The sequence below is a fragment of the Helicobacter marmotae genome, from assembly GCF_003364255.1.
GTDB classification, from domain to species: domain Bacteria; phylum Campylobacterota; class Campylobacteria; order Campylobacterales; family Helicobacteraceae; genus Helicobacter_C; species Helicobacter_C marmotae.
The window spans coordinates 1-12,780 of the sequence record NZ_NXLR01000019.1 but is presented as its reverse complement, the minus strand read 5'-3'; the positions used below and the strand labels follow the sequence as shown (position 1 = coordinate 12,780).

At 40.3% G+C, this 12,780-nt stretch carries 13 protein-coding genes; 7 read left to right on the top strand and 6 right to left on the bottom strand.

Going from position 1 to position 12,780, the window contains the following annotated elements:
• Window positions 1–6: 6 nt before the first annotated feature.
• The 5 genes from fabZ to hisF all read right to left on the bottom strand — a co-directional run bounded on the left by fabZ (window position 7) and on the right by hisF (window position 4,369).
• Window positions 7–501, bottom strand: coding sequence for a 3-hydroxyacyl-ACP dehydratase FabZ (fabZ, locus tag CQA63_RS08130; protein WP_104700397.1), 495 nt, complete (start codon window positions 499–501; stop codon window positions 7–9).
• Between the two features lie 43 nt (window positions 502–544).
• Window positions 545–1,690: an epoxyqueuosine reductase QueH gene (locus CQA63_RS08125; RefSeq protein WP_233706650.1), complete on the bottom strand. Its 1,146-nt coding sequence runs from the start codon at window positions 1,688–1,690 to the stop codon at window positions 545–547.
• Window positions 1,691–1,800: 110 nt separating this feature from the next.
• Window positions 1,801–2,982: a dual-specificity RNA methyltransferase RlmN gene (gene rlmN, locus CQA63_RS08120; protein WP_104700396.1), complete on the bottom strand. Its 1,182-nt coding sequence runs from the start codon at window positions 2,980–2,982 to the stop codon at window positions 1,801–1,803.
• Window positions 2,975–3,592 (bottom strand): 5'-methylthioadenosine/S-adenosylhomocysteine nucleosidase family protein, encoded by a 618-nt coding sequence (locus CQA63_RS08115; protein WP_324726403.1) that lies wholly within the window; start codon window positions 3,590–3,592, stop codon window positions 2,975–2,977. The genes rlmN and CQA63_RS08115 overlap by 8 nt, the downstream gene beginning before the upstream one ends.
• 18 nt (window positions 3,593–3,610) lie before the next feature.
• Window positions 3,611–4,369 (bottom strand): imidazole glycerol phosphate synthase subunit HisF, encoded by a 759-nt coding sequence (gene hisF / locus CQA63_RS08110; RefSeq protein ID WP_104700394.1) that lies wholly within the window; start codon window positions 4,367–4,369, stop codon window positions 3,611–3,613.
• A 160-nt stretch (window positions 4,370–4,529) separates the two neighbouring features.
• Between hisF and rsmA the strand changes: the two genes are divergently transcribed.
• From rsmA to CQA63_RS08090, 4 genes are read left to right on the top strand one after another with little or no spacing between them, the layout of a single operon-like run.
• A complete protein-coding gene (gene rsmA / locus CQA63_RS08105) occupies window positions 4,530–5,366 on the top strand; it encodes a 16S rRNA (adenine(1518)-N(6)/adenine(1519)-N(6))-dimethyltransferase RsmA (protein ID WP_104700393.1) in 837 nt (278 codons plus the stop codon).
• A complete protein-coding gene (locus tag CQA63_RS08100) occupies window positions 5,332–7,419 on the top strand; it encodes a ribonuclease J (RefSeq protein ID WP_104700392.1) in 2,088 nt (695 codons plus the stop codon). The genes rsmA and CQA63_RS08100 overlap by 35 nt, the downstream gene beginning before the upstream one ends.
• Before the next feature lie 8 nt (window positions 7,420–7,427).
• Window positions 7,428–8,399, top strand: coding sequence for a KpsF/GutQ family sugar-phosphate isomerase (locus tag CQA63_RS08095; protein WP_104700391.1), 972 nt, complete (start codon window positions 7,428–7,430; stop codon window positions 8,397–8,399).
• A 17-nt stretch (window positions 8,400–8,416) separates the two neighbouring features.
• Complete coding sequence (locus CQA63_RS08090) at window positions 8,417–8,656, top strand: DUF2443 family protein (protein ID WP_104700390.1); 240 nt, start codon at window positions 8,417–8,419, stop codon at window positions 8,654–8,656.
• A gap of 166 nt (window positions 8,657–8,822) precedes the next feature.
• Here the strand turns inward: CQA63_RS08090 and CQA63_RS09520 are convergent, their stop codons facing one another.
• A complete protein-coding gene (locus CQA63_RS09520) occupies window positions 8,823–9,059 on the bottom strand; it encodes a hypothetical protein (protein ID WP_147288760.1) in 237 nt (78 codons plus the stop codon).
• A gap of 47 nt (window positions 9,060–9,106) precedes the next feature.
• Here CQA63_RS09520 and CQA63_RS09515 point away from each other — a divergent pair, with 47 nt between their 5' ends.
• From CQA63_RS09515 to CQA63_RS08080, 3 genes are all read left to right on the top strand, one after another.
• Window positions 9,107–9,352 carry a hypothetical protein gene (locus CQA63_RS09515; protein ID WP_147288759.1) on the top strand — a complete coding sequence of 82 codons (246 nt, stop codon included), beginning with the start codon at window positions 9,107–9,109 and terminating at the stop codon, window positions 9,350–9,352.
• Window positions 9,353–9,657: 305 nt separating this feature from the next.
• Window positions 9,658–11,787 carry a TonB-dependent receptor domain-containing protein gene (locus CQA63_RS08085; RefSeq protein ID WP_104700389.1) on the top strand — a complete coding sequence of 710 codons (2,130 nt, stop codon included), beginning with the start codon at window positions 9,658–9,660 and terminating at the stop codon, window positions 11,785–11,787.
• A gap of 230 nt (window positions 11,788–12,017) precedes the next feature.
• Window positions 12,018–12,780: TonB-dependent receptor plug domain-containing protein (locus tag CQA63_RS08080; RefSeq protein WP_170128391.1), on the top strand; the 763-nt coding region annotated here is incomplete at its 3' end.

The following is a 12,780-nucleotide window of genomic DNA, read 5'->3' as shown; positions in this document are numbered from 1 at the left end:
CGATTTCTACTCTTTAGAATCTTCTGCATCTGCAATCATCGCTTTAAGTTCAGCTTGAGAAACGAGCTTATCATCAACAAACGCTTGAGCCATAAGCTGCCATACACTCCCTTTATGCTTTATTACTTTAATTTCATATATCAATTTATCACCGGGCACCACAGGGATACGAAACTTGACATTATCAATAGTCATAAAATATACAATTTTATTTTTTGCTTGAGCGACATCATCTCCAAACATACTTACAAAGGCTAATAAGCCACCTGCTTGAGCCATACCTTCAATCTGCATAACACCCGGATAAATAGGTTTATTAGGAAAATGTCCTAAAAATACTTCCTCATTAATTGTTACATTTTTATAAGCTTTAATATAGCCATTTGGTTGAGTATCATCTGTATTTCGTCTTAATTCTACTACCCTATCAACAAGCAACATAGGATAACGATGTGGTAATATTTGACGAATTTTCTCTATATTCATGACTAAATCTTGCATACTAGCTCCTCTACAACAAAATGCTACATTCTACCAAAAATTCTTAATTATACACCGCAATAGCAAAAGTGCTATGCTCTTGAAAATGCGCATTGATAAGAATCTTGAGAGAATGTTTAATATGCCTATCTAAGACAATAATTGGATTAATACTATCCATACCGCAGAGTAAAACACGTAACATCATTTCATCATCATACATAGGGGGGTTATAGAGCATTTCTCTTGTGCTTTGGTAGCGGGTATTGAGCAAGGCATTTACATCATCAATACTAAGAAATACACTATCATCACGTTTTGCATAACCTACTTGGATATGCTTGGGCTTATATGTAATATCATTGATAGTTTGTCGTATATAAGTAATAGTTGATGTTTTAATCATTTTTTTATTTCGAGAATGAGTGATAATATAAGAATCTAGTACTTCATTATCATCTATGCACAAGCTACGTAAATTACGCCAAATAATTTTCGAACGTTTATAGAGGGCATATTCTTTACCCTCTTGCTCACATTTATCGCGCTTTTCAAACACAAGCTTACGTTCTTCATTGCTACCGGGCACTATTTGCTTACCAATATTGCTCATAAGCTCTAATGGGAGCTGCTTATGAGATTCTCTCTGTTTGCTTAATGCAAACTGACAACCACAATATGTCTGCTTATAGAGCCTATCTCTATTTGCAAGCTCACTTTGAGCTTGTGTGCCTCCATTACTACGTACATCAACCTTAATAAAATCCAGCCCATAAGCAAGTGCAATCTCATCTCCCTCCGCAAACAGAATCTTTTGCTCCTTGAGAGGACTAGAGAGAAGCGTAGAAGTGAAAGAATCTAAAGACATTTTTTGTGCAATTTGGGCGGTTTTTTCTAATCGCATATCAAAGCATTTGACACATCTCTCTCCTTTCTCGGGCTCACATTCTAAGCCTTTAACTCTACTAAACCATATCGTGCTCTCATACTCCCCCTCCATAAGTTCAATACCCAACATCTTGCAACTTCTCTTAACATCGAGCAAACGCAAATCATACTCTTCTTTAGGGTGTATATTTGGATTGTAAAAATACCCTATCATTTTGCTTTGTGGGTAGAGCTTTTGCAACTCACTCAAAAAGTAATGGCTATCTACGGAGCAACAAATATGCACAAGCATATTCTGAGGTATATGACACTGCTTACTCATGTTTATCCTTTGCAAAATACCAAAATGACACAACGCCTATAAATACAACTATTGCTAAAAATACAATAAGCATAATATCTAGGTTAAACATATAATTTCTCTCCTTTATTTTATGTTTCACGGGAAACACACGAATCCCTATCTTCCTTTAAACCTTTGAGAGGTGCTATAGAATCCTTAGCACTTGAGAATGCAAGAGAGGCTTTAGAGGGCATACCTTGTTGTGCGATTTTCTCTCGGAGCTGCCCACAAGCAGCACTAATATCTATCCCTTTAGATTCGCGTATCGTGCAAAGCTGCCCCTTTTTTATAAGATAATCAGCAAATGCTTTCACATCATTCATTTCGGGTCGCTTAAATGGACTCCCCTCATGAGGATTAAACAAAATAAGATTGACCTTTGCCTTGATTCCATTCAACAACGAGAGCAGTTTCTTAGCACTTGCTATATCATCATTTAAGCCCTTTATCATAAGATATTCAAACATCACTTTTTTACGCGTATCTACTGGAAATTTTCTCACTTCGCCAAGCACCTCTGCAATATTGTATTGCTTATTAATAGGCATAAGCCTTGAACGTAGCTCATCGCTCACAGCATGAAGAGAAATGGCAAGTTGCACACCAAGATTTAATTCTCCGAGTGCTTTAATCTTAGGTGCAATACCACTTGTAGAGATAGTTTGCCTCCTTGTGGAAATGCTCAACCCCTGCGGCTGGCTTAGAATCCTAATAGCGTGGGCAACATTGCAAAGATTATCCAAAGGCTCACCCATACCCATAAAAACAATATTCACGCCCTTATGTGGGGGAATATTATTCTCCCTCTTCATTGCCACCACTTGTTCAACTATTTCTCCAACACGAAGATTACGGACAAACCCGCCCTTTGCAGTAAAGCAAAATGCACAGCCCACCTTGCAGCCAATCTGACTTGATAGGCACATTGTCCATTTTTCACTTGTTTCTATATTATCTTTTTGCTCCTTTTGACGCATTTGTATAAGCACAGATTCAAAGGTATGCCCATCATATGTGCGAAAGAGATATTTCTTACTCCCATCACGGCTATGCTCTATATGTATAAGCTCTATTTGTGAAATCACAAAATGCTGTTTGATAAATTCTTGCGTGACTTTTGAGATATTATCCATAGACATGACTTGGTTTTCATAACGATGATAAAGCCAATGATAAATTTGCTTTGCGCGAAACGATGGGCTAAGTATCGATGAAAGTTCATCTAAAGTGTAATCATAAAGGCTTGGGAGCAAATGGGGCTTATCACACATAAGGATTATCTCCCGCCTTTTTTGCCAAAAGATAAGAGAGATTCTGTATCCATGCGGCATGAGCCATAAGTCGCTGCTTTACCATAGTATGATTTTGCATGAACTCTTCATGCGCATTTTTATCACAATAGTTACTGACACATAGCACCCCAATGCAAGGTATGTGAAAATATTGTGCAACTTTTATAACGCTAAAAAACTCCATATTCTCTAAGACAATGCCCGCCTTTGTAAAAGCCAAAGCCACATTTTTATCAGTGGTAATATAATTAGAGCTATTCACAATACCTCTCTTAGCAAAAGTTTCATGTGAAACACTCTCATCTAAAGCAAGCACTCCACTTTGGATACAATTATCTATGGGTGTATAGGATTTATCTTCTAAAAAGCTTAGTTCAATTTGCGTAGCCCTATCACAAAGATATATATCACCTATTTGCACATCTCTACTATATGCCCCTGCACTGCCTATGAAGACTATGGAATCTACATATTCCTTTAGGCATATTTGGCTTAAGCCAATCGCACTCTCACACAAACCTACACCTATAGATTTTGCAAAAGTAAAATGCTCGCCATTACCTGCACACACTACCATTTCTTGCTCCAATTTATATTGATACTCTCTTTAGATTCTCACTGGAATATTCATTTGTTGCAAATACTTTTTGAGTTCATATATTTCAATCTCTTTATAATGAAACACACTTGCTGCCAATGCAGCATCAGCTCCATATGCAAACACATCTGCAAAGTCTTTCATACTGCCAGCACCTCCACTTGCTATAATAGGCACATGCACATGAGGGGCTAGAGATTCTATCATTGCCTTATCATAGCCATTTTTTGTCCCATCGGCGTCCATACTTGTTAAGAGTATTTCACCCGCTCCCCTATCGCAAACCTCTTTTACCCACTCAAGCATATCCTTACCCGTATCAATGCGTCCGCCATTAATATATACATGCCACACATTTGGTGCTACCATTTTTGCATCAACAGCCACTATAATACACTGCGAGCCAAACTGCCTCGCACCTTCATTGATAAGTTGAGGATTTTTAATAGCCGCACTATTAAGGCTTATCTTATCGCAGCCTGCATGAAGCAATGCATGCATATCCGAGATAGAGCTTATACCACCTCCAACACTAAAGGGGATAAATACCACTTCTGCAATATTTTTGACAACTTCTAGCATTGTCGAGCGCCCCTCATGGCTAGCGGTAATGTCTAAAAGCACAAGTTCATCTGCACCTTCATCATTATATCTCTTTGCAATCTCAACAGGATTCCCCGCATCTTGCAAACCTACAAAATTCACTCCCTTAACCACGCGTCCGCCACATACATCAAGACAGGGGATAATTCTTTTTGCGAGGCTCATAGCTCTCCTTTAGATACCATCACGTATTGCTCCATAGCAAAGCAAAATAAAATCAATATGATTGTGTTAGATTTGGCTTATATCATAGCTAAATACTCCTTATAAGCAAAATATTTGCATACTTTAGGTTATAATGCTAGCTTAAATAGAGGTTAGTGCAGTGGGATCACATCAAGCAAAAAAATATTTTGGACAAAACTTCTTGAAGGACACTCACTTCATTTATCAAATTATCCAATCCATTCCCAATCTTCCCATTCAATGTGTAGAAATTGGGGTTGGCTTAGGTGATTTGACACAAGAGCTATTGAAAATAGAACCCTTGATAGCCTATGAAGTCGATACAGACTTATGTTCTTTACTTGATAAAAAATTTTCTCATCATATACAAAGTGGAAGGTTGAAAATTATTTATGAAAATGTTTTAAACCTCCAAAAAGAGCAGCAATGGCTCCATGAGTATGAATACAAGGTTATCTCCAATCTTCCTTATTACATTGCAACACACATTATCTTGCGACTTTTGCGGGATAACTTCTGTCGCAGCTTGCTTGTAATGACTCAAAAGGAAGTAGCACAAAAATTTTGTGCCCTAAGTGGAGATAGTGCATTTTGTGCATTAAGTGTTTTAGCACAAACCTTTGGTGAAGCAAAAATACTTTTTGATGTACCAAATACCGCCTTTTCCCCTATGCCAAAGGTAACCTCATCTGTGTTTATAATACATAAACACCACCTCAAGCCATTTGAGGGCTTTTCTCTATATGATTTAGAATCTTTTTTAAAGCTTGCATTTAGCGCACCGCGCAAAACACTTCTTAAAAACCTTTGTGCTTATTTTGATAAAACATTTGTGCAAGAAGTGTTAGAATCTATAGGCATTCCACCCAATGTGCGAGCGCATGAAGTAGAGACAGAAAGTTTTCACCGCATTTTACAAATTCTCAAAAAAGGATACAGCAATGGAAGACAAAAAGACACAAGAATCCACCCCTAGCAATAAATTTAAATCATTTACAGAACGATTTAAGAAAAAAACTCCCGAAGAACAAGCCAATGATATGACTTCCGTTTCGGATACACCGCCTCGCACAGAAGCCCACTCTAAAGAAAATCGCCCAAACAATCACAATAAACCAAAATACCAACCAAAGGCACAAAATAATCCCGACCAAGCAAACCAAAAACCATTTGAAAAACGCAAATGGCATGGCAAAAATCCAGCCACCACACCCCATAATAACACACATATAGAGAACAAAGATGGCGTAACTCAAGTGCAAAGCGTGAATGAAAAAGACAATCTCGGGCTACACAAAGAGCTTAAAAGGGGCGTTGAAGCAAATACAAGAATCCAAAGACAAAGCCTTAACCCCCACAATAAACTTAATCTCAATACCAAAGCAAGCGTGCGTATCACACCGCTAGGAGGTTTAGGAGAAATAGGGGGCAATATCACCGTGATTGAAACACCAGATTCCGCCATTGTGATTGATGTAGGTATGAGCTTCCCCAATGAAGATATGCATGGTGTAGATATTTTAGTGCCAGATTTTAGCTATCTTTTTGCAATTAAAGACAAAATTGCTGGTATTATCATTACCCACGCGCATGAAGACCACATTGGTGCTGTGCCTTATCTTTTCAAACTCTTGCAATTCCCCATTTATGGCACACCTTTGCCTTTAGGTATGATAGGAAGCAAATTTGATGAGCACGGCTTAAAAAAATTCCGCTCGTTTTTTAAAATAGTCCAAAAGCGCAAACCCATTAAAATAGGTGCCTTTGAAGTAGAGTGGATACATATCACACACTCGATTATTGACGCTTCCGCGCTTGCTATCCGCACTGACGCAGGGGTGATACTCCATACAGGTGATTTTAAAATTGACCACACACCTATAGACAATCTCCCCACAGACCTACACCGCTTAGCGCATTATGGAGAAGAAGGGGTTATGCTTTTACTGAGTGATTCTACAAACTCGCATCGCAGCGGCACTACCCCAAGCGAAGCAAGCGTAGGACCCACTTTTGAATCTTTATTTAAACAAGCCGAAGGTCGCGTGATAATGAGCACTTTCTCCTCAAATATTCATCGCGTATATCAAGCCATTAGCTATGGGCTCAAATTTAATCGCAAAGTCGCTGTGATTGGGCGCTCTATGGAGAAAAACCTTGAAATTGCAAGAGAGCTTGGATACATTGACTTACCTCAAAATATCTTTATTGAAGCACATGAAGTAGCAAAATACCCCGATGAAGAAGTGCTTATTGTTACTACCGGTTCTCAAGGCGAGACCATGAGCGCGCTCTATCGTATGGCGACAGACGAGCACCGCCATATCAAAATCAAGCCAAGTGATATGGTTATTATCTCTGCTAAAGCCATTCCGGGCAATGAAGGCTCAGTCTCTGTAGTGCTTAACTTCCTCCTCAAAGCAGGGGCTAGAGTAGCATATCAAGACTTTAGCGAGATTCATGTAAGTGGGCATGCTGCACAAGAGGAGCAAAAGCTCATGCTGCGGCTCATTAAGCCTAAATTCTTCCTCCCCGTGCATGGTGAGTATAATCATATCGCTAAGCATAAGCAAACAGCTATCGCTTGTGGCGTGCTAGAGAAAAACATTTATCTTATGGAGGATGGCGACCAAATTGAAGTAAATCCTAATTATATGAAAAAGGTGCGAAGTGTCAAAAATGGCAAAACTTTTATTGATAACCAAATCAACCGCCAAATTGAAAATGATGTCGTGCTAGATAGACAAGCCCTAGCAAGCGATGGCATTGTGATTATTTCAGCACGCATTAGCAAAGAGCGTAAAATCCTAGAGACGAAAATCTCAAGCTATGGGCTCGTAGCTGACAAAGAAGACAAAGGCTTTGAAAAAGAGATGAATGAAACCTTAGAATTCCTTATCAAAAACTTTAAAGCAGAGGGCTTTAATGCAAAGAATCTTGAAAATGAAGTGCATAATGTATTCAAACGACACATTTTCAAAAAAGTCAAAAAATATCCCACCATTGTGCCAATGATTTATGTTGTATAGGCTAAAGTATGGCAAAGCTTGATTATGCACTCATCGCAAAGGAGGTCCTTGAGATAGAATCGCACTCCTTAATCCAAGCCATAGAGCGACTTAATGGGGCGGAATTAGAAAGTATGGTAAATCTCATCAGCTCATCTTGTGGCAAACTTATCGTGTGCGGTGTGGGTAAAAGTGGGCTCATAGGGGCAAAAATTTCTGCCACGCTCTCCAGCACAGGCACACCGAGTCTTTTTATGCACCCTACAGAAGCTATGCACGGGGATTTGGGCGTAATCCAAAAGGAAGATATTATACTCGCCATTAGCTATAGTGGTAAAAGTGAAGAGCTCCTTAATATCCTCCCTCACATTAAACGTTTGGGGAATCCTATCATTACAATGAGCAGAGATAGAAACTCTCCATTGTCGCTTTTAGGTGATTATTTCTTAGATATTAGCATAGAGAGGGAAGCCTGCCCGCTTAATATCGCCCCCACAAGCTCCACAACGCTTACATTAGCACTCGGTGACGCCCTTGCAGTATGTTTAATGAAAAAGCGTGATTTCAAAGCAGAAGACTTTGCTTCATTTCACCCCGGTGGGGCTTTGGGCAAGCAGCTTTTTATGCGGATAAAAGATGTTATGCAGACCTCCAATCTCCCTATTATCCCCCCTCATATGCCACTTTGTGAAGCAATTATTATAATGAGTGAAAAACGTCTAGGTAATGCCATAATCACAGAAGATGAAAAGCTTTGGGGGATTCTAAGCGATGGGGATTTGCGTAGAGCGATGATGAATGCAAACTTTAACCTTAATAGCCCTGTGAGTGAATATGCCACACATTCGCCAAAAACTTGCGATAACCCCGATATGCTTGCCATTGACGCGCTAAAATTCATGGAGCAAAATAAAATCCAGCTTCTCATCATCACAGATACGCAAAACCACATACAAGGTGCGCTGCATTTGCACACACTTATCACCGCAGGATTAAAATAAGTCAAAAAGGAAGAATAATGTTTGAAAAAATAGATGAAATTTTCAAAAATATCGAGGATATCCGCGATGACATTACGATACTGCTTAACATTGCTAAAATCTCTCTTGTGGATTACATTATGATTAAACGTGGCTCACAAGATATGCCCGAACACCTTAGCTTTGACCTACTTGCTCAAATCGATGTAGAAATTGATAAACTCAAAGCCCAAATTGACGCACTCAACAAGCTTAAACGCGAGTTGCTTGTATTCTAACCCTCCTCTTAAAGCTGAAGAATCTCTGCCTGAATCACTGGAAACTTTAAGCGAGATTCCTCACCCCTTGCAGGGGTTCAGAATGACAAAATAATTTCCCTTACGGGTAGCCAAGTTTGTCATTCTGAGGGAGCACGAAGTGCGACCGAAGAATCTCTCTCGTCTGCTAGAGTCTCTTTAAACGAGTCACTAGAAAGGCAGCCACTTTGTCATGTCTAGAGCGAAGCGAAGAATTCACAAAGGAATCACAAGAGACTCTGCCAAATTTGTCATTCTGAGGGAGGGCGTAGCCTGACTGAAGAATCTCTACCCGAATCACTAGTCGCCAACAGAGATTCTTCGCTTCGCTCAGAATGACAATGAATCCCAAACGTCTCCCAGCAGTGAGATATATTCTCATCACAGGATAAAATTAAATCGCACGAAGTGCCACCTCTTAAGGCATCCCTCTTGTGGGGGATATATAAGGGGGCAAGAATATTATTATGGGGTTGGACTTCGCACTTGTGCGTAGCACTTGCCCCCCATTATTTTATAAAACTTTGCACATTCAAGCCCCTCCCCCTTATAGAAAAAGAAAAAAGAGAATCACTAACGAATCCGTTATTTTGTCATTCTGAGGGAGCACGAAGTGCGACCGAAGAATCTCTACCCGAATCACTAGTCGCCAAGTTAGTTTGTCATTCTGAGCCGTAGGCAAAGAAACTCTTTTTAACACACCAACGACCATCTTAGCTTTGGATAAACCGAATTCATAATATGGGAAACTTCCCCTATATAGCTAAGCCTCAAGCCCCATAATCTTAAACAAAGTTGTGAGAATTTATGTCATTGTTTAATAAATCTTTAATGAAATTTGCCTATAATCAGCCCTTAGCAAATTATTCTAATAATGATTTGTATAATATTAACCTATATGATTCATTCATATATTTAAGGAGACATTATGGCAAATTTCAAATATAGTGCCCTAGCGAGTATATTGCTCTGCTCTTTTGCATATGCAGATTCAGAAGCTAATAGCGCTAACGGGGGGGGGGGCAGAAGATAATTCTAATCTCCGTAAAGTAAATCTTGGTCGTTCTGTGGTGAGTGCCATAGGTTTTGAGCAAGATATTAAAGACGCTCCGGCTTCTATGTCTGTAGTAAGTGGAGAAGAGCTACGGAATCGACCCGTGCGAGATATAGGAGATGCTATCCGTGATATACCGGGCGTGAATGTAGATTATCAAAGCTCCAGCTATGGGGGCTATCTTATATCTTTACGCGGTATGCCAGCAGACTATACCCTTATGCTACTTGATGGAGCAAGGCAAGGCGTAGATGGCACTACTTTCCCTAATGATACTTATTCTCAACAATTTTTTATGCCGCCCATTGCCGCCATTGATAGAATCGAAGTGATTCGCGGACCTGCCTCTACTATTTATGGCACAGACGCGATAGGCGGTGTGGTAAATATCATCACCAAAAAAGCCTTTAATCAATGGGATACAAACCTCACACTCAATGGCACTTGGCAAGAAGAGCCGCAATTTGGGCATTCTTATCAAGCCTCTATTTATAGTGCGGGACCGCTCGATAATGCCAAAAAATGGAGCTTGCAGCTTAGGGCAAAAGAAACTTTCAACCAAGACCCGCGCACAAATATGATACCGCTAGGCGATATACAAGGCACTTCAACCCTCTCCACAGGCACAACCTATGTAGGCTCTGGTAAGGCTCAAGTCTGGCAAGCGGGGGGAAGAGTGGGCTATGATATGAATGAAAGCAACTACTTCTACCTTGATTTTTCACATTTTGGGCAGTATTATGACTCCACGCTCCTTGGCACAGATAATAAATTTTATGCCTATAACACCATACTTGTGCATAAAGGGCATTACAACAACATTAAAACAAGCACTTCACTTAGCTACAATGTCGCCCAACAAATAGCACGGTCGCGCTTAGGGCAGAATGCCATAGCCGAGCATAGAAGTGTGATTCCCTTTTGGCGTATGAATCTCAACATCGGGGCACAATATATCTTTGATGGCGTAAGCGCGCTAAATGGCACGGTATTTGGCGGAGACTATACAGGCTTTATCTCAAGACATCAGGCAAGTGTGTTTGTTGAAGATGAATGGGCAGTGCTTGATAACCTCTTTTTTACCATAGGCTTAAGGGGTAATTACAGCGACCTTTTTGCTTTCAATGTCTCTCCCCGCGGCTATTTGGTATATAAAGCATTAGAGGCAAGCCCCATTGGGGATTTAACCTTTAAAGGAGGCATCTCCACAGGTTATAAAGCCCCCAATCTCACTTCTGCCCTCCCGGGCTGGACAAGCTCCACAGGGCGAGGCACTGTGCCCATTTATGGGAATCCAGACCTTAAACCAGAGCAAAGTATAAATTATGAAATCACAGCTATGCATGAAACAGACTACACCAATGTAGAACTCACAGGATTCTATACAGACTTTAGTAATAAAATCCTAGCTCAAGTTGTCCCGGAAAATGGCAGTTTGCCTGCGGGCTATGTTTGTAGCCCAGCTCAAACTGCTACCAATTCTAGCACTAAGCAATGCCAAACTTCTTATAATGTAGATAAAGCTATAAGCTATGGCTTGGAGGGCTTTTTACAACTTAAGCCCTTAAATGTAGGCGTAGGCGATTTGGGCGTAAATATCTCCTATACTTGGAGCAGAAATGAATCAACCTCAGGCATAGGTAAGGGCTTGCCCCTCACAGGTGTGCCAGAGCACAAGCTTAATGGCGCACTTAATTATGCCTATAGAGATTGGGGAGTGTGGATACGCGGAGAGTATAGAGCCAAACAAATACGAACAGATGTAGCCGGACGCAATGGGAATTATGATAAATCCAGTTTTGATACTTGGAGGGCTCAAAATCCCGGTAGAAGCGAATACTACAATGCCTACTTTCTCTTGCACTTAGGGGCAAACTACCATTTCACTCAAAATCTAAGGGCAAATCTTGGTATCTACAATGTATTGAATCAAAGCTTTTTTGACTATTATCAATACCAAAGTGCTGGCAATAGAAATACGACAACCACCCTTGCCAATAACTATCCAAATGTTTTAGAGGGCAGAAGATATTATCTGCAAGTAAGCTATGACTTTTAAATGCCAACATAAAGCACAAACAAGCATATAGACTTAGGTCTTTATATGCTTGCGCTTAAGCAAATATGCCCTTTTATGCAATTTTATACAAACATTTTGCGCCTCATTGTACCTAAAAGGAAAGTTTTTGTTTATTTTATTTTAAGTTTTGCCTTGTAGAATTGCTGGTGTTTTACAAACTATTCTTATTATTGTTTGTAAATAAAATTCAATAAGAAAGGACTTAAGTCATGAAAAGTTTGCAACTTAGCGTAAGTGCTGCGCTATCTCTAGCACTTACATTCGCCTTTGGCGAGCCATTATCTCCACAAGAGAGAGAATCGCTTGATTTTAACGGGGGGGGGGATAATGTAAGAAGTGTGAATCTTGGTCGCTCCGTGGTAAGCGCCACAGGATATGAGCAAGATATTAAAGACGCTCCAGCTTCCATAGCTATAATCCCCCAAGAAGAAATTTTAACCCGCCCCATTAGAGACTTAGGTGACGCCGTCCAAGACGTTCCCGGTGTGTATGTAGAGGCAACCAAAACCGGAGGCAATACCATATCTATGCGCGGACTTGGCTCTGCTTATACGCTTATCCTTATAGATGGCAAACGTCAAAATGTCGCACGTGGCTTTAACCTCAATGGATTTGATGGGCAAGATACTTCATTTATGCCTCCAGCAAGTATGATCGATAGAATCGAAGTCATTCGAGGACCTGCCTCCATTATCTATGGAAGTGACGCTATGGGAGGGGTTATTAATATCATCACAAAGAAAAACCCCGATACTTTCACTTCAGGCATACAACTCCACACTGACCTTATGGAAGAAAATGTTTTTGGTCATCAATATGGCTTTAACGCCTATGTCGCTGGACCAATCATTCAAAACACACTTTCTTTTAACATTCGTGGGGGTTATAAATGGGGAGAACAAAATGACTTTAGAAAGCCTGCGGGCTTAGTCGCTGCTACTACTGGCGGCGGTGGGGGCGGCGGCTCTGGAG

Coding starts and splice junctions, on each gene's coding strand:
- fabZ (WP_104700397.1), bottom strand. CDS start 501: ATGCAAGATTTAGTCATGAATATAGAGAAAATTCGTCAAATATTACCA.
- CQA63_RS08125 (WP_233706650.1), bottom strand. CDS start 1,690: ATGAGTAAGCAGTGTCATATACCTCAGAATATGCTTGTGCATATTTGT.
- rlmN (WP_104700396.1), bottom strand. CDS start 2,982: ATGTGTGATAAGCCCCATTTGCTCCCAAGCCTTTATGATTACACTTTA.
- hisF (WP_104700394.1), bottom strand. CDS start 4,369: ATGAGCCTCGCAAAAAGAATTATCCCCTGTCTTGATGTATGTGGCGGA.
- CQA63_RS08100 (WP_104700392.1), top strand. CDS start 5,332: ATGGAAGACAAAAAGACACAAGAATCCACCCCTAGCAATAAATTTAAA.
- CQA63_RS08095 (WP_104700391.1), top strand. CDS start 7,428: ATGGCAAAGCTTGATTATGCACTCATCGCAAAGGAGGTCCTTGAGATA.
- CQA63_RS08090 (WP_104700390.1), top strand. CDS start 8,417: ATGTTTGAAAAAATAGATGAAATTTTCAAAAATATCGAGGATATCCGC.
- CQA63_RS08085 (WP_104700389.1), top strand. CDS start 9,658: ATGCAGATTCAGAAGCTAATAGCGCTAACGGGGGGGGGGGCAGAAGAT.